The sequence below is a fragment of the Caulobacter sp. FV1ye6ST genome, from assembly GCF_058681225.1.
Window position 1 is genome coordinate 4640149 of the sequence record NZ_CM178733.1, and the last position, 25625, is coordinate 4665773.

18 protein-coding genes are annotated in these 25625 nt (G+C 68.1%); 5 read left to right on the plus strand and 13 right to left on the minus strand.

Annotation, left to right across the window (positions count from 1 at the left end; translation table 11 throughout):
- Positions 1 to 13 precede the first annotated feature (13 nt).
- Positions 14 to 1597 carry an MDR family MFS transporter gene (locus tag ACW175_RS22050; RefSeq protein ID WP_492102063.1) on the plus strand — a complete coding sequence of 528 codons (1584 nt, stop codon included), beginning with the start codon at positions 14 to 16 and terminating at the stop codon, positions 1595 to 1597.
- Here ACW175_RS22050 and pstS read toward each other — a convergent pair whose 3' ends face one another.
- Both pstS and ACW175_RS22060 read right to left on the minus strand, forming a co-directional pair.
- The gene (gene pstS / locus ACW175_RS22055; RefSeq protein ID WP_492102064.1) at positions 1598 to 2611 is read right to left on the minus strand and encodes a phosphate ABC transporter substrate-binding protein PstS; all 1014 of its coding nucleotides are present in this window, start codon (positions 2609 to 2611) and stop codon (positions 1598 to 1600) included. It lies immediately after the preceding gene.
- Positions 2612 to 2740: 129 nt separating this feature from the next.
- Positions 2741 to 4900 (minus strand): primosomal protein N', encoded by a 2160-nt coding sequence (locus ACW175_RS22060; RefSeq protein WP_492102065.1) that lies wholly within the window; start codon positions 4898 to 4900, stop codon positions 2741 to 2743.
- Positions 4901 to 5025: 125 nt separating this feature from the next.
- Here ACW175_RS22060 and ACW175_RS22065 point away from each other — a divergent pair, with 125 nt between their 5' ends.
- From ACW175_RS22065 to ACW175_RS22075, 3 genes are all read left to right on the plus strand, one after another.
- Positions 5026 to 5703 (plus strand): DUF484 family protein, encoded by a 678-nt coding sequence (locus tag ACW175_RS22065; RefSeq protein ID WP_492102066.1) that lies wholly within the window; start codon positions 5026 to 5028, stop codon positions 5701 to 5703.
- Entirely contained in the window at positions 5700 to 6629 is a 930-nt protein-coding gene (locus ACW175_RS22070) for a tyrosine recombinase XerC (protein ID WP_492102067.1), read from the plus strand. The genes ACW175_RS22065 and ACW175_RS22070 overlap by 4 nt, the downstream gene beginning before the upstream one ends.
- Positions 6630 to 6775: 146 nt before the next feature.
- Complete coding sequence (locus tag ACW175_RS22075; RefSeq protein WP_492102068.1) at positions 6776 to 8767, plus strand: methyl-accepting chemotaxis protein; 1992 nt, start codon at positions 6776 to 6778, stop codon at positions 8765 to 8767.
- A 114-nt stretch (positions 8768 to 8881) separates the two neighbouring features.
- On the opposite strand, the gene ACW175_RS22080 is transcribed toward ACW175_RS22075, so the two are convergent.
- Positions 8882 to 9331, minus strand: coding sequence for a hypothetical protein (locus ACW175_RS22080; RefSeq protein ID WP_492102069.1), 450 nt, complete (start codon positions 9329 to 9331; stop codon positions 8882 to 8884).
- Positions 9332 to 9422: 91 nt separating this feature from the next.
- A complete protein-coding gene (gene lpdA, locus ACW175_RS22085; protein ID WP_492102070.1) occupies positions 9423 to 10823 on the minus strand; it encodes a dihydrolipoyl dehydrogenase in 1401 nt (466 codons plus the stop codon).
- Positions 10824 to 11086: 263 nt separating this feature from the next.
- Between lpdA and ACW175_RS22090 the strand changes: the two genes are divergently transcribed.
- Complete coding sequence (locus ACW175_RS22090) at positions 11087 to 11794, plus strand: AcvB/VirJ family lysyl-phosphatidylglycerol hydrolase (RefSeq protein ID WP_492102071.1); 708 nt, start codon at positions 11087 to 11089, stop codon at positions 11792 to 11794.
- Position 11795: 1 nt separating this feature from the next.
- On the opposite strand, the gene ACW175_RS22095 is transcribed toward ACW175_RS22090, so the two are convergent.
- From ACW175_RS22095 to ACW175_RS22135, 9 genes are all read right to left on the minus strand, one after another.
- A complete protein-coding gene (locus tag ACW175_RS22095) occupies positions 11796 to 12254 on the minus strand; it encodes a putative signal transducing protein (RefSeq protein ID WP_492102072.1) in 459 nt (152 codons plus the stop codon).
- 265 nt (positions 12255 to 12519) lie between these two features.
- Positions 12520 to 12864 carry a DUF3088 family protein gene (locus tag ACW175_RS22100; protein ID WP_492102073.1) on the minus strand — a complete coding sequence of 115 codons (345 nt, stop codon included), beginning with the start codon at positions 12862 to 12864 and terminating at the stop codon, positions 12520 to 12522.
- 69 nt (positions 12865 to 12933) lie between these two features.
- The gene (odhB, locus tag ACW175_RS22105) at positions 12934 to 14160 is read right to left on the minus strand and encodes a 2-oxoglutarate dehydrogenase complex dihydrolipoyllysine-residue succinyltransferase (protein ID WP_492102074.1); all 1227 of its coding nucleotides are present in this window, start codon (positions 14158 to 14160) and stop codon (positions 12934 to 12936) included.
- 59 nt (positions 14161 to 14219) lie between these two features.
- Complete coding sequence (locus tag ACW175_RS22110; RefSeq protein ID WP_492102075.1) at positions 14220 to 17183, minus strand: 2-oxoglutarate dehydrogenase E1 component; 2964 nt, start codon at positions 17181 to 17183, stop codon at positions 14220 to 14222.
- A 178-nt stretch (positions 17184 to 17361) separates the two neighbouring features.
- Positions 17362 to 18246 carry a succinate--CoA ligase subunit alpha gene (gene sucD, locus ACW175_RS22115; RefSeq protein WP_492102076.1) on the minus strand — a complete coding sequence of 295 codons (885 nt, stop codon included), beginning with the start codon at positions 18244 to 18246 and terminating at the stop codon, positions 17362 to 17364.
- Positions 18247 to 19446, minus strand: coding sequence for an ADP-forming succinate--CoA ligase subunit beta (sucC, locus tag ACW175_RS22120; protein WP_492102077.1), 1200 nt, complete (start codon positions 19444 to 19446; stop codon positions 18247 to 18249). It lies immediately after the preceding gene.
- Between the two features lie 267 nt (positions 19447 to 19713).
- Complete coding sequence (locus ACW175_RS22125; protein ID WP_492102078.1) at positions 19714 to 20400, minus strand: hypothetical protein; 687 nt, start codon at positions 20398 to 20400, stop codon at positions 19714 to 19716.
- Positions 20401 to 20462: 62 nt separating this feature from the next.
- Positions 20463 to 22088 carry an alpha/beta hydrolase gene (locus ACW175_RS22130; protein ID WP_492102079.1) on the minus strand — a complete coding sequence of 542 codons (1626 nt, stop codon included), beginning with the start codon at positions 22086 to 22088 and terminating at the stop codon, positions 20463 to 20465.
- 73 nt (positions 22089 to 22161) lie between these two features.
- Positions 22162 to 25539: a glycosyltransferase gene (locus ACW175_RS22135; RefSeq protein ID WP_492102080.1), complete on the minus strand. Its 3378-nt coding sequence runs from the start codon at positions 25537 to 25539 to the stop codon at positions 22162 to 22164.
- Positions 25540 to 25625 lie beyond the last annotated feature (86 nt).

Here is a 25625-nt window from a genome sequence, read left to right on the forward strand (position 1 = left end):
TCCCAGGGCCCCGATGACCTCGCAGACCTTCACCGACGCCGAGCGCCGCCTGACCTTGACGGCGCTGATGATCGTGTTCCTGCTCAGCGCGCTGGACCAGACGATCGTGTCCACGGCCATGCCGCGGATCATTTCCGAGCTGAACGGCCTCAATCTCTATTCGTGGGTCACGACGTCCTACCTGCTGACCTCGACGGTGATGGTGCCGATCTGGGGTAAGCTGGGCGACATCTTCGGCCGCAAGCCCGTGCTGATCACCGGCATCTCGATCTTCCTGGCCGGCTCGTGGCTGTCGGGCCTGGCGGGCGAGTTCGGAACCCTCCTGGGCATGCCGGGCATGGTGCAGCTGATCGTGTTCCGCGCCCTGCAGGGCATCGGCGGCGGCGCGCTGTTCACCACCGCCTTCGCCATCATCGCCGACCTCTATCCGCCGCGCGAGCGGGGCAAGTTCGCGGGCATCTTCGGCTCGGTGTTCGGCCTGGCCAGCGTGCTGGGACCGATCATCGGCGGCTATTTCACCGACCACGGCACGGTGCAGATCGGCAGCCAGACGATCGCCGGCTGGCGCTGGGTGTTCTACGTCAACCTGCCGCTGTCCCTGCTGTCGCTGTTCATGGTCATCGTGAAAATGCCGCCGCTGGAGCACCGGCGTTCGGGCAAGATCGACTTCCTGGGCGCGGCCCTGCTGATCGCCGCCTTCGTGCCGCTGCTGCTGGCGCTCAGCCTGGGCGGCCACAGCTTCGCCTGGCGCTCACCGCCGAGCCTGGGCCTCTTCGCCCTGGCCGCCGTGTCGCTGGCCGCCTTCGTCGTGGCCGAGACCAAGGTCTCCAACCCGATCCTGCCGATGCACCTGTTCCAGAACAGGGTGTTCACCACGGCCAACCTGGCCGGCTTCCTGATCTCCATGGCCTTCATGGGCGTGGTGATGTTCCTGCCGCTGTTCCTGCAGCTGGGCCGGGGCGTGCCCGCCACGGTCAGCGGCATGACCATGCTGCCGCTGATGGCCGGCCTGATCATCAGCAGCACCGTCGCCGGCCAGCTGGTCAGCAAGACCGGCCAGTACAAGCCCTACATGCTGGGCGGCGCGGTCATCCTGCTGGTCGCGGTGTTCCTGCTGCACGACCTGTCGAGGATCCACAGCCTGCCGCTGCTCTGCGTCCTGCTGGCCTTCGTCGGGCTGGGCCTGGGTCCGGGCCAGAGCCTGTTCAACATCGCCACCCAGAACGCCGTCGACCCCCGCGACATCGGCGTAGCCACCAGTTCCAACCAGTTCTTCCGCCAGATCGGCTCGACCGTCGGCGCGGCGCTGGCCGGGACAATGCTGACCGCGCGCCTGGCCGACCTGCCCGGCGGCGGCCTCGACCTCGGCAAGCTGGAAGGCATGGCGGTCAAGGCGGCCGCCAGCGGCCAGGCGGCCCACGCCGATCCGGTGCTGCAAGGCGCGCTGATCAACGCCGTCAGCGGGGTGATGATCGCGGCCCTGTTCGTGATCGCCGCCGGTCTGGCGACGATCCTGTTCATCCCCGCCCTGCCCCTGCGCTCGCACCAGCCAGCGTCGGGAGCTCCGACGCTGGACAAGAGCGAGCCAACGAACTGACTACTTCCAGTGGGCCCGCACCGCGGCCTTCACGGAGGCCGGCACGGGCGCATAGCCCAAGGTCGTGATGTCGGCGTCGCCGTGCTCGTAGCCCCAGGCGAAGAAGTCGCGGACGCGCTTGGTCCGGTCCGGCGCGGCGTCGTCGCGCAGCAGGCCGTAGCTGACCAGCACCAGCGGCCAAGTCGCCTTGCCCGGCTGGTCAAGGGTCTGGACGCCGAAGCCCTTGCTGGCCGTCCACGGCGCCGAAGCGGCGAACGACGAGAAGGCGGCCGGCGACGGCGCCACGAACGTCCCGTCACGGTTCTTCAGCGCCACCAGGTCCAACTTCTTGTCCAGGGCGTAGGCGTATTCGACATAGCTGATCGTGCCCATGGTGCCGGACATGATCTCGCTGATCCCGGCATTGCCCTTGCCGCCCAGGCCCGCCGGCCAGTTGACCGTCTCGCCGGCGCCGGGACCCGCCTTCCACTCCGGACTGACCGACGACAGATAGCTGGTCAGCAGCAGGCTCATGCTGGCGGGATCGGTGCGGTGGGCCACGGTGATCGGCCAATCGGGCAGATCGAGGCCCGGATTGAGGGCCTTCAGCGCCGGGTCGTTCCACTTGCTTATCTTGCCCAGGAAGATCGCCGCCAAGGCCTGGCCGTCCAGCTTCAGCTTGCCGCTCTCAAGGCCCGGGACATTGGTGACCAGCACCGTGCCGCTGATCACGAACGGAAATTGCGACAGACCCTTGGCCTTCAGGTCGGCGTCCGACATCGGCATGGCCGTGACCCCAAAGTCGGCCGCCTTGCTCTCGATCTGGCTGATGCCGAAGGCGGAGTTCTGCCCCGCATAGGCGATCGGCTCGCCGCCGGCCTTCTGGTAGTCGGCGATCCAGGCCTTGAACAATGGCGACTGGATCGAGCCGCCAGAGCCGGACAGTGGGGCGGAGGTGGGCGCGGTCTGGGCCATCGCCGCGCCGGCCGCGGCCAGGCTGAACGCGAACGCCAACGATGTGAGCAGTGATTTCATGGGTCTCCTCCGGCGCGCCAGAGCACGCCTTGCCTTTCGCGACGGGTTCATCCCTTCGTCGGGCGCTGGACATTGGGCGCAAGGTCAAGCTCGCGGAAATGCGACGCGAGGCCGCTGCGACACTTGGGCTCAGAGGAAGCTGTAGGGGTCGATATCGATCACCACGCGGACCGAGTTCGGAACCTTGGCCCGCGCGCGCCAGGCCGCCATGAAGCCCTGCAGATCGACATTGCGCTCGGCCCTGACCAGGAACCGCTTGCGGCGACGGCCCCGCACCAGGGCCAGCGGCGCGTCGGCGGGACCGAACACCTCGACGCCCTCGGCGTTGGGGATCACCGCGGCCAGGGCGTCGACATAGGCTTCCAGCGCCGCGGCGTCCGGCCCCGAGGCGATCACCGCCGCCAAGCGTCCATAGGGCGGCAGGCCGGCGTCCTGGCGCATGGCCATCTCGGCCTCGATGAAGGCGTCGCGGTCCTGGGCTTTCAAGGCCTGCATCACCGCGTGGTCGGGCGAATAGGTCTGCAGCAGCGCCCGCCCCGGCTTCTCGTGACGTCCCGCCCGGCCGGCGGCCTGGGCCAGCAGCTGGAAGGTCCGCTCCCCGGCCCGCAGGTCGCCGCCCCGCAAGGACAGATCCGCGTCGACCACGCCCACCAGGGTCAGGTTCGGGAAGTTGTGACCCTTGGCCGCGGCCTGGGTGGCCACGAGAATGTCGATCTCGCCCGCCGCCATGGTCGCCACCAGGGTCTTGGCGGCCTCGGCGTCCATCACCGTGTCGGACGAGAACACCGCGATCCGCGCATCCGGGAAGATATGCCGCGCCTCCTCCTCGACCCGCTCGACGCCGGGACCGATCGAGACGAGGCTGTCCTTGGCCCCGCAGTGCGGGCAAGCCTCGGGCTTCTTCATCGAGAAGCCGGTCAGGTGGCAGACCAGGCGCCCGGTATAGCGGTGCTCGACCAGCCAGCTGTCGGTGTCGGGCGACTTCATCTTCTCGCCGCAGGCCTTGCACAGCACCAGCGGCGCATAGCCTCGCCGATTGAGGAACAGCATGGCCTGCTCGCCCCTTTGGAGCGTGACGGCCATGGCCTTGATCAGCGGTGGCGACAACCAGCGCCCCGGCTCCGGCGGCGTCTGGCGCATGTCGATCAGGTCGATGTCCGGCAGCTGGGCCGCGCCGTGGCGCGCCGACAGCCGCAGCCAGCGGTAGCGGCGGGCCTGGGCGTTGAACAGGCTCTCCAGCGACGGCGTGGCCGAGGCCAGCAGCACGCTCGCCCCTTCGATCTTGGCGCGGGCCACGGCTAGGTCGCGCGCCTGGTAGATAAAGCCCTCTTCCTGCTTGAACGAGCTGTCGTGCTCCTCGTCGACCACGATCAGGCGCAGCTTGCGAAACGGCAGGAACAGGGCCGAGCGGGCCCCCACCACGATGCGGGCGTTGCCGCTGGCCACCGCTTCCCAGACCTGCCGGCGACGCGGCGGCGAGACGCCGGAGTGCCACTCGGCCGGCAGGGCGCCGAACCGCTGCTCGAAGCGAGCCAGCACGGCTTGTGTCAGGGCGATCTCGGGCAGCAGCACCAGGATCTGGGCTTCGGGATCCTCCAGCGCCGCGGCGACCGCCTCCAGATAGACCTCGGTCTTGCCCGAGCCGGTCACCCCGTCCAGCAGCGCCGCCTGGAAGCCGCCGGCGTCCAGCATCTCCGTCATCACCGCGACGCAGGCGGCCTGGCCGGGGTTGAGGTCGCGCGGCGGCAGGGAAAGGTCGGGCTGCGGCAGGCCGCGCTCGGGCTCCACATAGTCGACCGCCAGCACGCCCTCGTCGACAAGACCCTTCACGACGCCCGCCGACACGCCAGCGGCCGAGGCCAGGGCTACGCCGGAGAGCTTCACGCCCTCGGCGGCGGCCAGCACCTTCAGGCGCGCAGGGGTCATGCGGGCGGGCTGGGTTCCGGACAACACCAGCACCTTGTCGGGCTTGGGCGGCGGATGGCGCAGGCCGCGCAAGGCCATGGCCAAGGGCCAGCCGGGCAGGTCGACCGAATAGCGCGCCGCCCACTCGACGAAGGCCAGCACGCCCGGCGGCAGCGGCGGATCGTCGACCCGGCCCTGGATCAGCTTCAGCGGCCGGTTGCCGCCCGTCCCGTCGCGCAGGGCGACGACGACGCCGCGAATCACGCGCGGGCCCAGGGGCACGGCCACATGGTCGCCGATGCTCAGATCGAGTCCGTCCGGCTCGGCGTAGTCGAAGGCCTCCGGCAACGGCATCGGCAGCAGAACGGAAGCGATACGGGACATGACGGCATGCTTTTGCCGCCAAACCGTCCCCAGGTCGAGAGCCGCGGTCGAGTCGTCATCAAGCGGACATTAACCGTCTTGCCCGCTTCATCCGGACGGAGTGCTTTTTACCGGTGGGGACGACGATGAGCGACGCGACGAACGCCAGCAGAAAACCGGTCGACGCCGAGAGCGTCCGCGACTTCCTGCGCGTCCAGCCGGAATTCCTGCGCCATGACGAAGACCTGCTGGGCGAGCTGGGCCTGCGGGTCGACGCCGCCAATGTCGTCGACTTCGGTCCGCGCGCCCTGGCCCGGGCCGCCGCCGCCCACAAGCGCGAGGCCAGCGTCCGCCAGGCGATCGAGGCCAACGCCCGCGCCAACTATTCGGCCCAGGCCCAAACCCACGCCGCGGTCATCGACCTGCTGGACGCTCGCAACCATTCCGACCTCGCCCGTCGCGTCGACGAAATGACCCAGCTGCGCTTCGGTCTGGCCGCGGGGACCCTAGCCCTGGAGGGGCCGCACCGGGTTCCCGCCGGCTGGCATGTCCTGGCCGAGGGTCAGGTCGACATGATTCTGGGCGAGGCCCCGATCGCCCGCATGGGCTTCTTCGCCCCCGCCCTGCCGCTGTTCGGCGACAAGGCCGAGACCATCCGCAGCATGGCCCTGGTCCGCATGGCGATCTGGGAGCCGCGCCGCGAAGCCCTGGTCGCCTTCGGCTCGACCGATCCTGAAGGCTTCACGCCCGACATGGGCACGGAGCTGGTGAACTTCCTGGCCCGCGTGGTCGAGCGCACCGCCGAACGCTGGCCCGTGTTGTGACCTCAAGCGTCGGGAGCGCTCGCCAGGCCTACGCCGCCTGGCTGGACTACCTGACGCTGGAGCGCCGAGCCTCGCCGCTCACGGTGCGGGCCTATGGCGACAACGTCCTGGCCTATCTGAACTTCCTGGAGCGGCATCGCGGGGAGAGCGTCAGCCTCTCGGCCATGGGCGAGATCTCGGCCGCCGACCTGCGCGGTTATCTGGCCTTCCGCCGCCAGGGCGACGACGCCCTGGCCCCGCGCTCGATCAGCCAGGCGCTGTCGTCGATCCGCGCCTTCCATCGCTATCTCGATCAGCGTCACGGCGTGGCCAACGCCGCCGTCGAGCTGGTGCGCGGCCCGCGCCTGAAGATCGGCCTGCCGCGTCCCGTCTCCGAGGACCAGGCGCGCGACCTGATCACCGAGGCCGCCGGCGACACCGAGCGCGAGCCCTGGGAGACCGCCCGCGACGAGGCGGTGCTGACCCTGCTCTGGGGCTGCGGCCTACGGATCAGCGAGGCGCTCTCGCTGACCTATGCCGACGCGCCGCTCGGCGTCGCCATCCGCATCACCGGCAAGGGCGGCAAGACCCGGATCGTGCCGGTGCTGGACGCCGTCCGCGAGACGGTCGACGTCTATCTGAACGAGTTGCCCTTCGTGCTGACCGCCGACGAGCCGCTGTTCCGGGCCAAGCGCGGCGGACCGCTGTCGCCCCGCCACGTCCAGGGGCTGGTCCAGACCCTGCGCGGACGCCTCGGTCTCTCCGACCGCGTGACGCCCCACGCCTTCCGCCACGCCTTCGCGACCCACCTGCTGGGCGCGGGGGCGGACCTGCGGGCCATCCAGGACTTGCTGGGCCACGCCTCGCTGTCGACGACCCAGCGCTATACCCAGGTCGACGCCGCCGGACTTCTGGCCGCCTATCAGGCCGCTCATCCCAAGGCTTAGGCGGCGTCGAATGCGTGTGGCGGCTTGTCGCTAAAAGGGACGGGCGTCTCAGCATTAACCGCGATTTTACGGCGATAGGTTTTTCTGGACCGGAAGCACACGCTTTCCGCCGAGCGCGAGTGACGCGATCGCCGAATGAGGCTCCCATGAAGTTCGACGACCTGAAGATTTCCACCAAGGTGGCGCTGCCGGCCATCATACTGGCCGTGATCGCCCTGGCGATCGTGGGCATGGGCGCCTGGCAGACCAGCAAGGTCGAGGCGCGCACGAAAATCCTCGTCGAACGGCGCGCCCCGGCCGAGCTTGAAGCCTCGCGCTTCAACCGCAGCGTCGCCTCCATGGGTTATGCCGCCTATCGCACCATCGCCTATGAAGGCGCCTCGGCCGAGGCCAAGTCGGCGAGCGAGGAGCTGGACAAGACCTACAAGGAAGCCAAGACGAACTTGGCCGCCATACGGACCGCCGATCCGGACACCGCCAAGTCCGTCGCCGCCTTCGCGTCGCGGCTCGAAGTGATCTACGCCAGCGCTCGCAGCAGCGCCGACTTCGGCCTGCAGGACATCGACGACGCCGCGAAGTCGATCATGGTCGAGATCGACCCGGAAATGGCCCAGCTGAACAGGGACGTGATCGCCTTCACCGACCGCCACAACAGCGAGACCAAGGCCATGGTCGCCACGGCCTCCAAGGAGACCGCGAACGGCACCGTCTCTTCGATCCTGTTCGGCCTGATCACCGCCGGCGCCGCCTTGGTCCTGGCCCTGTGGATCGGCTCCCGGAAGATCGCCGCCCCGCTGGCCGTCACCGCCAAGACCATGGAGACCCTGGCCCAGGGCTCGGTGGACGTCGAGGTCAAGGGCGCGGAACGTAAGGACGAGGTCGGCGCCATGGCCCGTTCGGTCCAGGTGTTCAAAGACAACGCCCTGGCCCTGCGCACCGCCGAGGCCGCCCAGCAGCGCGCCAACGCCGAGACGGAATCCGAGCGCCGCCGCAACCAGGAAATCGCCGACGCGTCGGCCAAGGAGCAGGCGTTCGTGATGGAGGCCATCGCCACCGGCCTGGCTCGCCTGTCGGACGGCGACCTGACCTACCGCCTCGAACAGGAATTCCCGGACGCCTACAAGCGCCTGCGCATGGACTTCAACGGCGCCATCGGCCAACTGGAAGACGCCATGGGGACCATCGTCCACGCCGCCAACAGCATCGGCGCGGGTTCGGACGAGATCGCCTCGGCCGCCGACGACTTGTCGCGCCGCAGCGAGCAGCAGGCCGCCAGCCTGGAAGAGACCGCCGCCGCTCTCGACGAGATCACCGCCACGGTGAAACGCTCGTCGGCCGGCGCCCAGGAAGCCTCCAAGGTGGTCGGCTCGACCCGCGGCGACGCCGAGCGCTCCAGCATCGTGGTCCGCAACGCCGTCGAGGCCATGAACCAGATCGAGAAGTCGTCGCAGTCGATCAGCCAGATCATCGGCGTCATCGACGAGATCGCCTTCCAGACCAACCTGCTGGCGCTGAACGCCGGCGTCGAGGCCGCCCGCGCGGGTGAAGCCGGCCGAGGCTTCGCCGTCGTCGCCCAGGAAGTTCGGGCGCTCGCCCAGCGCTCCGCCGACGCGGCCAAGGAGATCAAGACCCTGATCTCCACCTCGTCGCAGCAGGTCAACCAGGGCGTCTCGATGGTCGGCCAGACCGGCGAGGCCCTGCAGGCCATCGTCGGCAAGGTCAGCGAGATCGACGCCCTGGTCAGCGAAATCGCGGCCTCGGGCCAGGAACAGGCCACCGGCCTCAACCAGGTCAACGCCGCCGTCAACCAGATGGACCAGACCGTCCAGCAGAACGCCGCCATGGTCGAACAGTCGACCGCCGCCTCCCACGCCCTGAAGGGCGAGGCCGGCAACCTGATGCAGATGATCGGCCGCTTCCGCGTCAACGGCGCGACCGCGACCATGACCCAGAGCGCCAGCCGCTCGCCCCACCGTACCGCCGCCCCTGCCCCCGCGCCCCGCGCCGCCGCTCCGGCTCCGAGCCGTGGTCCGGCCCTCGCCAGCACGGTCAGCCGCCCGGGCGTGAACCCGGTCGCCGCCGCCCAGGCCAAGCTGGCCAAGGCCGTCGGCGCCAGCGAGGACTGGGAAGAGTTCTGATCCGTTTAGTAAGCGTAGCGTAAGCGCCCGCCCCTCGGGCGTTCCTCCCCTCTGAAGACGCGTACAGCCCCGCCGGCGGACCGGCGGGGCTTTTTCGTGGGCGAGGCGGAGCGCCTAACGGGCTGGCGTGCGCTGCGCGATCAGGACGGGGACGGGGCAGCCATCGACCAGGCGAACCACCGCGCGCTCGGCATGGGCGTCGGGCATCCTGGAAAGCGGCTGGACCCGCGCGGCGCCAGGATAGCCGGCTTTCTCCAGCCCGTTGCGACCGCAGTTGGCCATCTGTGGGTTGCGCACGAAGTCCGCCGGCGGCCGTGGCGACGGCTTCATCTTGGGCGACGGCGATGCGAAGGGTCGGGCGCGCGCCTCGTCGAAGGCCTTTGGGCGAGCGGCCTTGGGGAGCCGCATCTTCAGCTGATCCACGCGCTGAGCCGGATCGAACGGCTTTCGCCCAAGCAGAGAGGCCGCATGGCCGACCACGGGCGCGGCCTCCGGGATGACCACGGCGGCGGCCGCTGGCGCGGCTTGCAGGACGGTGGCGAGGATCAACGCGGACAAAAGCATGGCGGGGCTCCATTGCCGAAACCCCGCCACTCTACGTCCGATTGTCGAACGTGGTCATCACTTATCGTAAAGACCCGTTACGCGAGCGTCCTCAGGCCTGGGTCACCCAGCCCTCGACGCCCATGGCCGCCTGGCGCAGGGCTTCCGAACGCGTGGGGTGCGGGTGGCAGGTGCGGGCCACGTCTTCCGAGGCGCCGCCGAACTCCATGGCCACGCAATATTCGGCGATCATGTCGCCGACGTTCGGACCCACCATGTGGGCGCCCAGGATGCGGTCGGTCTTGGCGTCGGCCAGCACCTTCACGAAGCCGTCGGTCTCGTGGTTGATCTTGGCGCGGCTGTTGGCCAGGAACGGGAACTTGCCGACCTTGTAGGCGACGCCCGCGGCCTTCAGCTCGTCCTCGGTCTTGCCGACCGTGGCCACTTCGGGGCTGGTGTAAACGACGCCGGGGATGATGTCGTAGTTCACGTGGCCGGCCTTGCCCGCGATCAGTTCGATACAGGCGATGGCCTCGTCCTCGGCCTTGTGGGCCAGCATCGGACCCGAGGTCACGTCGCCGACCACCCAGACGCCGGCCACGCCGGTCTTGTAGTGGTCGTTGGCGATCATGCCGCGCTTGTCGGGGGTGATGCCGACCGTTTCCAGGCCCAGGCCTTGGGTGAACGGGCGGCGGCCGATGGCGACCAGCACGTAATCGGCCTCGATCGTCTGGGCCTCGCCGCCGGCGACCGGCTCATGGGTCAGCTTCACGCCCTTGGCCGAGGCCACGGCGCCGGTGACCTTGGCGCCCAGCTGGAACTTGAAGCCCTGCTTGGTCAGGATCTTCTGGAAGGCGGTGGCGACCTCCGTGTCCGTACCCGGCAGGATGCGGTCCAGATATTCGACGACGGTCACTTCGGCGCCCAGGCGCTTCCAGACCGAGCCCAGCTCCAGGCCGATGACGCCCGCGCCGACGACGATCAGCGACTTCGGCACTTCCGGCAGCGACAGGGCGCCCGTCGAGTCGACGATGCGCTTGTTGTCGATCGTCACGCCCGGGAGAGGGGTGGGCTCGGAGCCGGTGGCGATGACGATGTTCTTGGTCTCGAGCACGGTTTCGGTACCGTCCTCGGCCTTCACGACGACCTTGCCGGGTCCGTCGATGCGGCCCCAGCCCTTCACGTAGTCGGCCTTGTTCTTCTTCATCAGGAACTCGACGCCCTTGGTCAGGGCTTCGACGCTCTCGGCCTTCTGGGCCATCATCTGCGGCAGGTTCAGCTTCGGCTTGACCTCGATGCCCAGCTTGGCGAACTCGGGACCGACGGCGGCCTGATACAGTTCCGAAGCGTGCAGGAGGGCCTTGGATGGCATGCAGCCCACGTTCAGGCAGGTGCCGCCCAGCTTGCCGCGGCCTTCGACGATCGCGGTCTTCAGACCCAGCTGACCGGCGCGGATCGCCGCGTTGTAGCCACCGGGACCACCACCGATGATGACGACGTCGTACTGAGCCATGGATCTTCGCCTTCAGGACGCGCCGAAAGCGGCGCCGGACAAAATATGGGGCCTCGCCGGCCATATTGTCAGACCTCTGGAGGCGCGTGTTCCTTAGAGGCAACAGCGCCGGAACGGAACCCGCTTTCGACGGGCGCGCCCTTGAAAATCAAGGGAAATGGGCGGTTCGCTCAAAGGGGCCGCGACGTCGCGTCGCAGGGACGGCCACAAGCTGGACAAGAGTCCGCCTGGGGAGCGCCCCACCAGCGTGACGTCATAGTCACATGATCTCGCGCGTCCGCCTGTTGTCCGTCCTCGCCGCCCCGCTGGCGGTCGCCCTGGCGCTGGGCGTCGGCGCGCCGCGCGCCCCGGCGGCGACGCACATCCCGATCGCCAGCGCGAAGGCCGGCGACACCCTCGCGGTGTTCTATTCGGGCGACGGCGGCTGGCGGGCGATCGACCAGAAGGTGGCCCAGCATCTGGCCGACAACGGCGTGCCGACGGTCGGCGTCGACTCCCTGGTCTATTTCCGCACCAAGCGCTCAGCCGACGGCGCCGCCAACGACCTGGCCGCCGCCCTGCGCGACTATGAGGCCCAGTGGGGCCGGAAGAACGTGGTCCTGATCGGCTATTCGTTCGGCGCCGACGCCCTGCCGGCCATCATCCCGCGCCTGCCCGCCGACGTCCGCGACCATATCAGCCGCCTGGTCCTGATCGGGACGGGACGGAACGGTGACCTGCAGTTCCATCCGGTCAGTTGGCTGAACCTGGCCGCGTCGGATTCCTTCCCGGTGCGACCGGCGATCGACGCGCTCCCGGGGCTGAAGATGGCGGGCCTGAAGATCACCTGCGTCTATGGCGACAAGGAGCGGGACGACATCTGCCCCACCCTGCCCGACACGGCGGTGGCCAAGATCCGCCTGCCCGGCGATCACCACTTCAACCGCGACTACGCGGCCCTGGGCGCGGCGGTGCTGAAGGCCAGCCGCTAGGCTAGAGCGCCCAGAACCCAATCGCGGCCCACAGGCCGAATGCAAGACCGGCGAGGGCAATCGTAACAGCCGTCGCCCGCAGCACCGGGCGGCGCGCCAGCCGGCGGGCCGGGATGAGAAGAAGCGCCCAAGCCCAGCCCATGAACACGCCGAGCAAGAGAGCCAAGGCCGCTCGCAAACCAGCCCTGACCGGATGGGGCTCGACCTCCCGTACTGCCTCGTCGCTCAGCTCGAACTTGGGGGGCGCCGTGCGTAGGGCCTCGATCAAAGCCTTGGCGTCGTCGGCCTCGCTCTCCGGCACCCAGACGCGAAAGCCGCCCATGGCGATGGCCATGGTGAAGTCCGCTCCGCCCCAATGCTCGTTCCGCACCAGCACCGGATAGCCGCCGGCGCGCAATCGCCCGGCCGCGATCTGTGCTTCTTGCAGACCCGCGAAACGGGCGACTTCCACGAGGCTCATGACGGATCCTCACCCGAAGCCCTTTCGGCGATGGGCCTGAGGATCACTCGGTGGCCGTCACGCGAGATCTCGACTTCATTGATGTCTTCGGGAAGAAAACCCTCGGGCAAGATGACGACCTGACCGCCGTCTCGATCAAGCAGCTGAACGAGAACAGGACCCTTGTCGCAAGACGTCATGGGTAACCTCCGTAGTCTCGACAGAGACTAGGTGGCGTTTCGGATCAGCCAAAGGGAAACTGAGATTTTCGCTCGAAGCCAAATGCCTACAGCGGCGCGGGCAGCCCGTACCGGCCCGCCAGCCACCGCGTGATCGGGCGGGCGTCGCTGAGGAAACTGAGGCCGTTGGCGGACTGGATTTCGCCGTGCGGGCCGGCGTCGGGAGAGGCCTGCGCCAGGATCAGGGTCGGAGCGTTCTGGTGCTCTTCGCCCAGGCGCTCGACCAGGGCCGGGCGCGGGCGGGCGTAGTCGACGCGGACGATGTCGAGGACCTCGCGCAGCTGCGGATAGGCGGCCAGGTAGCCTTCCATCATCGCGCAGTCGGGGCAGAAGCGCTGCTGGCCCTCTTTGTCGAAGCCCATCGCCAGCAGGTAGAGGGTGTCCTTGGCCATGACGGCTCCAAAAGCGAAGAAGCCCGCCGGTGAGGGCGGGCTTCTCGTTGGTTCTTAGAATAGGTGTCCTTAGAGGTCCAGCAGCAGGCGCTGCGGGTCTTCCAGGGCTTCCTTGACCTTGACCAGGAAGGTCACGGCGCCAGCGCCGTCGACGACACGGTGGTCGTAGGACAGGGCCAGGTACATCATCGGACGGATCTCGATCTTGCCGTTCACGACCATGGCGCGTTCCTTGATCGCGTGCATGCCCAGGATGCCCGACTGCGGCGCGTTCAGGATCGGCGTCGACATCAGCGAGCCGTAGATGCCGCCGTTGGTGATCGTGAAGGTGCCGCCCTGCATGTCCTCGATGGACAGCTGGCCGTCGCGGGCCTTCTTGCCCAGGACGCCGATGGCCTTTTCGATCTCGGCCAGGTTCAGCGCGTCGGCGTCACGGACGACCGGGACCACCAGGCCCTTGTCGGTGCCGACAGCGACGCCGATGTCGTAGTGGTTCTTGTAGACGATGTCCGTGCCGTCGATCTCGGCGTTGACGTCCGGGATCGCCTTCAGCGCGGCCACCACGGCCTTGGTGAAGAAGGACATGAAGCCCAGCTTCACGCCGTGACGCTTTTCGAAGATGTCCTTGTACTGGGCGCGCAGAGCCATCACGGCGCTCATGTCGACCTCGTTGAAGGTCGTCAGCATGGCGGCCGTGTTCTGGGCTTCCTTCAGGCGACGGGCGATCGTCTGACGCAGGCGCGTCATCTTCACGCGCTCTTCGCGCTCATGGATCGGACGCGGCGCGGCCGGAGCGGCGGCCGGGGCCGGAGCCGAGGCGCGAGCTTCCAGGGCGGCCAGGGCGTCGCCCTTGGTCACGCGACCGTCCTTGCCGGTGCCCGCGACCTTCGACAGGTCGAGGTTGTTCTCGGCGGCGACGCGGGCCGGCGCCGGGCTGACCGGCGCGGCGGCGGGAGCCGAAGCGACAGGGGCCGGAGCGGCAGCGGCCGGAGCCGGGGTCGGCGCGGGAGCGGCAGCCTTCGGAGCCGGGGCAGCGGCGGCCGGAGCGGCCGACGCGGTCGCGCCTTCGGTCACCACGCCCAGGATCGTGCCCGGAACGACGGTCGCGCCTTCTTCGGCGCCGATCGCCGACAGCACACCGTCAGAGGGCGAGGCCACTTCGAGGCTGACCTTGTCGGTTTCCAGCTCGACGAGGATCTCGTCCTTCTTCACGGCCTCCCCGACCTTCTTGGTCCAACGGGCGACCGTCGCTTCGGTGACGGATTCGCCGAGGGCGGGGGTGTTGATGTCGGCCATGGGGCTTTCCAGGTCTCTCTTGTTTGGTCCGGCGGATGTCTAGAACGAGGCGGCGACGCTTACGCGAAGGCCTCGTTGAGGAACGTCTCGAGTTCTTTCAGGTGGCGGCTCATCAGGCCCGCGGCGGTGGACGCCGAGGCCGGACGCCCCACATAGCGGGCGCGCTTGGCCTTGATGTCCAGCTTGTCGAGCGTCAGCTCCAGCCACGGATCGACGAAGGTCCAGCCGCCCATGTTCTTGGGTTCTTCCTGGCACCAGACCAGGTCGGCGTTCTTGAAGCGGCTCAGCACGTTCATCAGCGACCGCATCGGCCACGGATAGAACTGCTCCAGACGCAGCAGATAGACGTCGTCGCGGCCGGTCTTGGCGCGCTGGTCCACGAGGTCGAAATAGACCTTGCCCGAGCAGATGACGACACGCTTGATCTGGTCGTCGCTCTTCAGCGTGATCCCGCCGACATCGCAGCCGGCTTCGGCGCCGTCCACCATCACGCGGTGGAAGGCCGAGCCTTCGGCGAAGTCGTCCAGGTTCGAGACGGCGCGCTTGTGGCGCAGCAGGCTCTTGGGGGCCATGACGATCAGCGGCTTGCGGAACTCGCGGTTCATCTGGCGACGCAGGGCGTGGAAGTAGTTCGCCGGCGTCGTGCAGTTGATGACCTGCATGTTGTCTTCCGCGCACGACTGCAGGAAGCGCTCGAGGCGGGCCGAGCTGTGCTCGGGGCCTTGGCCTTCGTAGCCGTGCGGCAGCAGCATCACGAGACCGCTCATCCGCAGCCACTTGCGCTCGCCCGAGCTGATGAACTGGTCGATGACCACCTGGGCGCCGTTCACGAAGTCGCCGAACTGGCCTTCCCACAGGGTCAGGGTGTTCGGATCAGCCAGCGAGAAGCCGTATTCGAAGCCCAGCACCGCCTCTTCCGACAGGGCCGAGTCGATCACTTCATAGTGGGCCTGGCCGGCGCGGATGTTGTTCAGCGGCGTGTAGTGCTCTTCGGTCGTCTGGTCGATGACGTCCGAGTGGCGCTGGGTGAAGGTGCCGCGCACAGAGTCCTGGCCCGACAGGCGCACCGGGAAGCCCTCGTCGAGCAGGGTGGCGAAGGCCAGGTGCTCGGCGGTGCCCCAATCGATGCCCTCGCCCTTCTCGATCGCTTCACGGCGATTGTCGATGGCGCGCTTGACGGTCTTGTGGGCGTTGATGCGGTCCGGGATCGTGGTGATCTGGCGGCCGATTTCCAGCAGGCGGGTCTTGGGGAAGGCGGTCTTGCCGCGACGCTCTTCGTCGCCCGGCAGGGCCAGGCCCTTCCACTTGCCGTCCAGCCAGTCGGCCTTGTTGGCCTTGTAGCTCTTGCCGGCGTCGAACTCGGCGTCGAGGAACTTCTCGAACTCGCTGACCCAGGCGTCCGACTCGGCTTGCGAGATCACGCCTTCGCCGATCAGGCGGTTGGCGTAGAGCTCGCGGGTCGGCGGGTGGCCCTTGATCTTGGCGTACATGATCGGCGACGTCATGGTCGGATCGTCGCCTTCGTTGTGACCGAAGCGACGGTAGCAGACCATGTCGATGACCACGTCCTTGCCGAACTTCTGGCGGTACTCGGTCGAGACCTTGGCGGCGAAGACGACGGCTTCCGGATCATCGCCGTTCACATGGAAGATCGGGGCTTCGACCATCAGCGCCATGTCGCTGGGATACGGCGAGCTGCGCGAGTAGCGCGGGCTGGTCGTGAAGCCGATCTGGTTGTTGACGATGAAGTGGATGGTGCCGCCCGTGCGGTAGCCTTTCAGGCCCGACAGGGTGAAGCACTCGGCCACCACGCCCTGGCCGGCGAAGGCCGCGTCGCCGTGCAGCAGCAGCGGCAGCACGTGGCCGCGGCCGGCGTCCGGCTGTTCGCGCAGGGTGAAGGCCTGCTTGGCGCGGGCCTTGCCGATCACGACCGGGTTGACGATTTCCAGGTGCGACGGGTTCGCGGTGAGCGACAGGTGGACCTTGTTGTCGTCGAACTCACGGTCCGACGAGGCGCCCATGTGATACTTCACGTCGCCCGAACCCTCGACGTCCGAGGGGACCGACGAGCCGCCTTGGAACTCGTGGAAGATGACGTGGTAGGGCTTGCCCATCACGGCGGCCAGCACGTTCAGGCGACCGCGGTGCGGCATGCCCAGGACGATGTCCTTCACGCCCAAGGCGCCGCCGCGCTTGATGATCTGCTCCATGGCCGGGACCATGGATTCGCCGCCGTCCAGGCCGAAGCGCTTGGTGCCGGGGAAACGCTTGTGCAGGAACTTCTCGAAACCCTCGGTCTCGATCAGCTTCTTCAGGATGGCGACCTTGCCCTCCTTGGAGAACACGATCTCCTTGTCACGGCCCTCGATGCGCTCCTGCAGCCAGGCCTTCTCGTTCGGATCCGAGATGTGCATGTACTGCACGCCGACATTGCCGCAGTAGGTGCGGCGCAGGATCTCGAGCATCTCGCGGATGGTCGAGGTTTCCATGCCCATGACGAAGTCTAGGAAGATCGGCCGGTCGTAGTCGGCGTCCGAGAAGCCGTAGGTGGCCGGATCCAGCTCCGGGGCGGCCTTCGGCGGCTCCAGGCCCAGCGGGTCGAGGTTGGCGGCCAGGTGACCGCGCATCCGGTAGGCCCGGATCATCATGATGGCGCGCAGGCTGTCCAGCGTGGCGGCGCGGACGGCTTCGGCGGAGGAGCCGAGGGCCTTGCCCTCGACGGCCTTGGCGATCTTGGCTTCGACGGCGGGGGCGACGCTGGCCCACTGGCCGTCCAGGGCCGACAGCCAGTCGGGTCGAACGCTGGCCACCTTCTTCGGCGTCCAGGCCGGGTCCCGCGCGGCGCGCTTAACCTGGTCGGCCTGCTCGGCGAGGCTGGCGAAGAAGGCGTTCCACGAGGGTTCGACCGATCCAGGATTCTCCGCCCACTGGGCGTAGAGGTCTTCCACGAACGCCGCGTTGGCGCCGTAGAGGAAGCTGGTCTCGGTCAAGACCTGGTTGATGATGCCTGCGTCGTCCGCCATCGTTCTGTGCCTTCGGATCCGGGTGCTCTACGAGGAGCGCTACCGCACTGCCCGTAAATATAGTCTCTCAATCACCCGAGCGCCCGTCGCTTGGCGGGGCCCAGGTGATTTTTTCGGATCGTCGACTGGCGGTCGCAAAAAACCTGGGCCCCGCGCGCGGCGGGGTTTCGGTGTCTAGTTAGCCCTTCAGGACTTCCAGCAGGGTCTCGCCCAGCTTGGCCGGCGAAGGCGAGACGCGGATGCCCGCCTCTTCCATCGCCGCGATCTTGTCCTCGGCGCCGCCCTTGCCGCCCGAAACGATGGCGCCAGCGTGACCCATGTGACGGCCGGGAGGGGCCGTGCGACCGGCGATGAAGCCGACCATGGGCTTGCTGCGACCGCGCTTGGCTTCGTCCTTGATGAATTGAGCCGCTTCTTCTTCGGCCGCGCCGCCGATTTCACCGATCATGACGATCGACTTGGTGGCTTCGTCGGCCAGGAACAGTTCCAGCACGTCGATGAATTCGGTGCCCTTGACCGGGTCGCCGCCGATGCCGACAGCCGTCGTCTGGCCTAGGCCAGCGTTGGTCGTCTGGAACACGGCTTCATAGGTCAGGGTGCCCGAACGCGACACGACGCCGACCGAGCCTTCCGAGAAGATGCCGCCCGGCATGATGCCGATCTTGCACTGGTTGGGCGTGAGAACGCCCGGGCAGTTCGGGCCGATCAGGCGCGACTTGGAGCCTTGCAGAGCCTTCTTGACCTTGACCATGTCCAGCACCGGGATGCCTTCGGTGATGCAGATGATCAGCGGGATCTCGGCGTCGATGGCTTCCAGGATCGAGTCGGCCGCGAAGGGCGGCGGGACGTAGATCACCGAGGCGTCGGCGCCGGTGCGGTCCTTGGCTTCGGCGACGGTGTCGAACACCGGCAGGCCGATGTGGGTTTGGCCGCCCTTGCCGGGCGTGACGCCGCCGACCATCTTGGTGCCGTAGGCGATGGCCTGCTCGCTGTGGAACGTGCCTTGAGCGCCGGTGATGCCCTGGCAGATGACCTTGGTGTGCGAACCGATCAGAACCGACATTTAGCGGGCGCCCTTCACAGCGGCGACGATCTTCTCGGCGCCGTCAGACAGATCGTTGGCGGCGATGACGTTCAGGCCGCTTTCCGAGATGATTTTCTTGCCGAGTTCGACGTTGGTGCCTTCCAGGCGGACGACCAGCGGAACCTGGAGACCGACTTCCTTCACGGCGGCGATGACGCCTTCCGCGATGATGTCGCAGCGCATGATGCCGCCGAAGATGTTGACCAGAATGCCCTTCACGGCCGGATCGGCGGTGATGATCTTGAAGGCCGCGGTGACCTTCTCCTTGCTGGCGCCGCCGCCGACATCCAGGAAGTTGGCCGGCTCGGCGCCGTACAGCTTGATGATGTCCATGGTGGCCATGGCCAGGCCCGCGCCGTTGACCATGCAGCCGATTTCGCCGTCCAGGGCGATATAGGCCAGGTCGTACTTGCTGGCTTCGATTTCCTTGGGGTCTTCTTCGCTCTCGTCGCGCAGCGCCTTGATGTCCGGGTGACGGAACAGGCTGTTGCCGTCGAACGACAGCTTGGCGTCCAGAACCTTCAGGTGATCATCCGCCGTCACGATCAGCGGGTTGATCTCCAGCATGGCCATGTCCTTGGCCATGAACGCCGTATAGAGCTGGGTCAGCAGCGCGGCGGCTTCCTTGGCCAGGCCGCCGGTCAGGCCGAGAGCCTTGGCCAGGGCGCGCGCGTGGGTCGGCCACACGCCGGTCGCCGGGTCGATGGTGAAGGTGTGGATCTTCTCGGGCGTCGAGTGGGCGACGTCCTCGATGTCCATGCCGCCTTCGGTCGAAGCGACCACCGAGACCTTGCTCGAGGCGCGGTCCACGAGAAGCGACAGGTAGAATTCCTTGGCGATCGCCGCGCCTTCTTCGATGTAGAGGCGGTTGACCTGCTTGCCCTTGGGGCCCGTCTGGTGGGTCACCAGCACGCGGCCGAGCATTTCCTCGGCGTTGGCGCGGACCTCTTCGACCGACTTGACGACGCGGACGCCGCCCTTGGCGTCGGGGCCGAGGCCCTCGAACTTGCCCTTGCCGCGGCCGCCGGCGTGGATCTGGCTCTTCACGACGAAGACCGAGGTGCCGAGCTTTTCGGCGGCTTCGGCGGCTTCGGCTGGCGTGAAGGCGGCGAAGCCGCGCGGCACGGGGGCGCCGAACTCGGCGAGTACGGCTTTGGCTTGATGTTCGTGGATGTTCATGAGGGCCCGGTCTCGACGACGGCTTTCTGAAATGTGGCCGGGTTATAGGAGCGCTATTTCGCAGGCGCAACCGCACGAAGGCGATAAGGTGAGGGCTTGCGCCGTTATCTTGTCCAACGAGACACCCGAACCGGGCATCCGCACGCTGCGGGCACGGGAAGCCCTTGACCGCACGGAACTGTTACCGGTCACAATTTCCCATGCCTCAACAGCTGTCCACCGGTGTCAGAAATCGAGCCTGCCGTTGACGGCCATGGCGCCGCCAGATCAACGCTGGCGGCCGGGGTCCTTGAAAAAGATCAGGATCAGCGACAGCACCGCGACCGCGTCCCGATCCTTCGAGCCCTTGGGCGGCAGATAGGCGGTCGGCTGCATGGCGGCCAGGTCCACCCCGCCGATGTCGACCCCGTCGCGGCTGAAGACATAGCCGATCGTCGCACCGCCGCCGATCGGCATGCCGCCGACCTGTTCGGTACGCGCCCGCACGTTCAGCCCGCCGAAGCGCAGCTCGGCCGCGCGTTGCGGCTGCTGGAGATTCTTGAGAAGCCCGCCGCCCTTGGCGCTGGCCAGGGCGAAGGTCGCGTCCGGCCCCGCGCCGGGACCCGAGAGCGTGCAGAAGAACTGCAGCTTGTCGCGATCGAAGGTGATCCAGCCCAGGCCAAGGCGGCTCTGGCCGCCGCCGCAAACGACCTCGACCGGGCCCAGACCCGGGCCATTGACCGTCATCTCGACGCTGGCCTTGCCGCCCTCGAAGATCCCGGTGACCGAGCTCTTGCTGCTCTTGACCGTGGCGTCGCCCTCGTACTCGGCCATCTGGAAGCCGGGCCGGAACAGGCTGGGACCCTTCTTGCCCGACAGCTTGACCTTCTCGGTCCCGGCCGGTGGCGCGGCCTGGGCTGGAGCGGTCGCCGCGAGCGCGGTGGCGAATGAAAGGGCGATGACGACGGACTTCATGGCAAGCTCCCCCGAACGCCGACTAGGCGACGTGGCGCAGCTTGCCACAGATCAGCGTTATCTCAACCTCTGGGCGCGGCGGGGATCGGCGCGGGCGGCTTCGAACCCGGCCGGGCGACGGCGTACATCTCCCAGGCGATCTGCTTCATCAGGGCCTGACGGTCGTCGCCGACCTGATAGAGGTCGCCGTGGGTCTTGTCCTTCAGGTAGCGGAAGTCGGTCCTGGCCCCGAGGCCCTTCATGACCGCCTCCAGCTTCCGGGCGGCGCCGTCCAGATAGAAGGTGTCGGCCGTGCCGACGATCAGGTGGACCTTGCCGTCCAGGTCGGGCCTCAGCGCCGGCCAGTTCGCCTTCAGCCGCGCGGCGATGTCGTAGTGCTGGCTCCAGTAGGCGACGACGGCGGGATCGACCGCGCCGGTCGCCCGGTCGAACATCGGCACGGGCCGGCCGGCGGGACCGCGCGGCGAGAACACCCAGTCGAACGAGCCGAACTGGCCGCCATATTCGCCCAGCACCTCCTCCAGCGCGACCATGTCCTTCAGCGAGGCCAGCACCTTGTCGTGGTCGCGGGCGATCGGCCGCAAGGACCCGTCCGGCTTGAAATAGACGTTGGCGTTGGGCGCGTAGAGATCCACGCCCGTGAAGTCGTGGAAGTCGCTGGGGTCGGGCGAGGTGGACCAGGTTCCGCCGAACACCTTCGGGTAACGGGTCTGCAGCCACAGGGTCGCCCAGCCGCCGGACGAGTGGCCGTTGAGGAAGCGACCGCCGACCTTGGCGTCCATGCGCCAGTGCTTTTCCAGGTCCGGGATCAGTTCCTCGGTCAGGGCCTTGCCCCACGGACCGTTGTTGAGGCTGTCGGCGAACTCGTGGGTGCCGGTGGCGCTGCTTTCGTCCAGATAGACCCAGATCATCGGCGGGGCGTCGCCCTTGGCCATCAGGTCGTACATCCGGGTCGCCTGGTTCACCAGGTACTCGTTCGAGCCGCCGAAACCGTGCGTGTAATAGGCCGTCGGATAGCGGGTCTTGCCGGTCTCGTAGCCGGGCGGAGTCAGGACCCAGCCCTTCATGGCGATCGACCGGCCGAAGAAGGCGCTGAGCGCGGGGCTGACGAAGTTCACCGGCGCGATGTGCGGCTTGGCGGCCGCCAAGCGGGCCACGGCCTCCTTGGGCGCGCTGGCCGGCAGGTTGAACGGGTCATAGGCCGGCTCGACCTTGTCGAGGACCAGCTTGGTCCCGGCGGCCAGCGGCAGGGTCACGGTGGTGACCGGGCTGACCAGGTCGCCGCCGCCCCGGCCGTTGTAGTTGTAGCTGTGGTTCTGATCGAGCACGGCCTGGACCGCGTACTGACCCGGCGGCAGAGCTGAGAAGAGCTTGGGCGCGGCGATGCCGTCCAGGTCGATGTCCACGCTCGCGCCGGCCTTGGTTGTCCCGACTTCGCGAGCGGCGACCTGGCCCTCGCCCGAGAACGGATCGGCCTCGACGCTCTGAATCTCACCGCCCTTGGCGGCTTCCTTGGCCGCGGCCAGGGGTTGGGCGAAGACCAGCAGGCGGCCCGAGACCGGCCCCTGGATCTGGGCGCCGACCTCGACCTGCAGGATCGGATGGCCGTCGGCCGCCCAGGCCTGAGCGCCGCTCACCGCCAGCAGCATCGCCGCCGTTACGATCCCACCCCTGATCATCGCCCGCATGGTCGCTCCCCCAAAAAACTCGGCGAGAGATTGGCCATGTCGGCGCGAGGCTGGCAAGCGGTTCAGGCGGTGATCAGCCGCCCTTGCCGACCAAGGCCGACCCACGCCGCTCCAGCTTGCCCCAGCCGACCCGGCCGCCGCGGATGGCCATGATCACCGACTTGACCACGACATAGTACATCAGCTGGCGGTAGCCGAACCGCTGCACCGGCAGGAACGGCAGGTCAGCCCAGGGCGCGCGCTTCTCCAGGGCCATGCCCAGGGCGCCGGCCGAGAGGTCGACGGCGATGAAGATCGCCCAGTAGACCAGCCCCAGCAGCATGTCGTCCGGGCGCCATTCCACGGGGTGGGCGATCGCGGCGTAGAGACCGCTGATCAGACTCCAGATGACGGCGAAGTCGACCAGCGGCGCGGCCACGGCCAGGATGATCTGGAACAGCCAGATCTGCGGCAGAGCCACGAATCCCAGCACCGGGGTCTTCGTGTTGAACATCGCCTTGCGGTGCTTCCACACGCATTGCAGCGTGCCGAACGACCAGCGGAAGCGCTGCTTCAGCAGGCCGCCGACGGTGTCGGGCGCCTCGGTATAGGCGCGGGCCTCGGGATCGAAGGCGACCTTCCAGCCGGCGCGCTGGCAGGCGATGGTCAGGTCCTGGTCCTCGGCCAGGGTGTCGGCCGGATAGCCGCCGAGCGCATCCAGCACGCTCTTGCGCCACGCGCCGACGGCGCCTGGCACCACGGTGACCGCGCCCAAGGCCGACAGCGCCCGGCGCTCCAGGTTCTGGGCGGTGACATATTCCAGCGCCTGCCAGCGGGTGACGATATTGACCCGGTTGCCGACGATGGCGTTGCCGGCGACCGCGCCGATATCCGGATCCTGGAACCAGCGGGCCAGGCGGCCGATGGTCTCGGGCGGGAACAGGGTGTCGGCGTCCAGGGCCACGACATAGTCGCCCTTGGCGACGGCCAGGCCGCGATTGACCGCCCGCGCCTTGCCGCCGTTCTCGAACGACAGCAGCGTCACGCGCGGATCGTTGGCGAAATGGTCGCGGACCTCCTGGGCGGTGCGGTCCTTGGAGCCGTCGTCGAGGACCAGAACCTCGAGGTTCTTCCAGTCGCTCTCCAGGATCCGCGCCACCGAGGCCGCGATCACCTTCTCCTCGTTGAAGCAGGGGATCAGCACCGAGACCAGCGGACCGTTCTCGCTATCGAGATCGGCGGGCTCCTCGTGCGTCCAGAAGCGGTGGACCAGGGCCAGGCTGGCCAGGAACACCAGCCGCGCGACGCCCAGGAAGATCGCCGCCAGGAACAGCGCCACCATGGCCGTCTGCGCCCAGCGGAAGAAGTCGAAACCCAGGCGGTCCAGGGCCAGATCCACGGCCGTGCGCGAGGTCGGCGGCATCACCTGCTGTGGAGTCATGCCCGCCAGTTCGCCGATGGTCACCAGGCGATAGCCGCGAGCCCGGATCTGGTCGATCAGGCCGGGCAAGGCCGCCACGGTGCGGCTGCGGTCGCCGCCGGCGTCGTGCAGCAGCACCACCTGGCCCGGGCGGGCGCCCGGATTGTCCAGGCGGTCCAGGACGCGGTCGATGATCTCCCGCGACGAGGGCTTCTGCCAGTCGTCCGGGTCGATGCGCAGGCCGACGGTCATGTAGCCCAGGGTCTGGGCGATGACGAGCGGAGCCACCTCGTGCGGGGTCGAGGGTTCGGCGTCGCCGAAGAACGGCGGGCGGAACAGGCGCATCGAGCGGCCGGTCAGCACCTCGAACAGGCGCTGGGTGGCGTTCAGCTCGACCTGCACCTGCGGCAGCGGCGTCTCGGCGATGTTCGGGTGGGTCCAGCTGTGGCCGCCGACATCGTGACCCTCGGCCACCTCGCGCTCCACCAGGTCGGGGCGGCGCTGCATGTTCTGGCCGATCACGAAGAAGGTCGCGGGCGCGTTCTTCTGCTTGAGCACATCCAGGATCTTCGGCGTCCAGCGACCATCGGGGCCGTCGTCGAAGGTCAGCGCGACCAGGCCCTTCTTCTGCCCATAGCGCTCGATCACGTAATTGCTGGGAATGACGTCGTAGCTCTCGCCCGAAATCAGGCCCGTGCCCGGATCGAACTCAAGGCTGCGCTTGCCGGGCGTGGGCAACTGGGCCACGCGCAGCACCTCGCCGCCGCCGTCGAAGTCGACGCCCTGGCCGTTGGCCAGGGTGGTGAGGCCGCCGGCCGAGACCTTGCCATAAGGCTTGCCCAGCAACGACCAGACGCCCGGATCCTCCATGCCCATCCGCCACAGGCCATAGCCGCGCGGCTTCCAGGCGTCGGAGACCTTGATCTGGTTGAACAGGGTGACGGCGTCCAGGAACCAGACGACGTGGTTGTCGCCATTGTCATCCGTGTACTGATAGGTCGGGTTCAGGGCGTTGTCGTCCATGCGGATCGTCGCCCCGGCGTCCTGGGCGTTGCGCATGGCCTCGTGGAAGGTGGTCGGCGCGCCAGATGAGCGCGAGCCGTCCTTGTTCAGGGTCCAGTCATAGCCATAGGCCCCCAGGGCCAGCACCGTGCGGTTGGGGTCAAGCTGCTTGGCGAAGCGCTTGGCCAGCTCGGACTGGTACCAGTCCTGGCCGGCGTTGGGACCGGGGTCGCCCAGCGCGTAGTGCTCGTCATAGGCCATCAGCACCAGGGTGTCGGACGCCTGCTCCAGGCGCTTGAGCGGCCAGCCTTCCTCGTCGAACGGAGCCGTGACCCAGACCTCGCGGCCGGTCCCGGCCAGGGCGGCCCGGGCCTCGCTCAGGAACAGCGGATAGGCGTTCAGGCCCTTGGCGGAGAGCGCCTCGAAGTCGAAGACGTAGCCGCCGTAGCCATGCTGGTCGGCCAGGACCTTCAGATTGTTGATCAGCTTGGCGCGCGCGGCCGGGTCGGTCAGCAGGGCGTCGGCCAGCGGACCGTTGAAAGCGGCGTTGGCCGAGTTGTGGACCAGCGGCAGGACGGCCGGCTTGTTCGGCGCATTGGCGATGCGCGCCACGCCCTCGGCGTCGTCGACCAGGCTGACGTCGCCCTTGGCGCCGTTGATCGCCACCCACTGCGGCGAGACCACGTCCAGCTTGTCGATGTTGCGGCGCAGGGACTCGCGGCTGTCCTCGTCCCAGGCGACATAGAAGCCGACCGAAAGCGGGTGCGCGGCGTCGCTGGGCGCGGCCTCGCCTTTCGCGGTGCGGGGCCGGGGCACGCGGCGCCACGACTTCACGACCTTGGTCTTGCGCGGCGTCTCCTGGTGCAGCGACGTCAGGATGTGCGGGTCCTTCAGCGGCGCGTCGGGCAGGCGCGGGGCGAAGGCCAGGGTCGCGACGAAGCCGGCCACGATCGCGGCGACCAGCGAAATGACGATGCCGAGCACCAGCTTGGCCCGGCGTTCGCGCTTGCCGGAGGGATCGTGAAAGATGTGTCGGTCTTCGGGTGTCATTCTGGCGCTCTGGTTTAGCGCCCTTTGATACCCGAAATTGACCGAACCGTGGCGCTATACATGTGGGTGATTTGGGGCGACGTCTC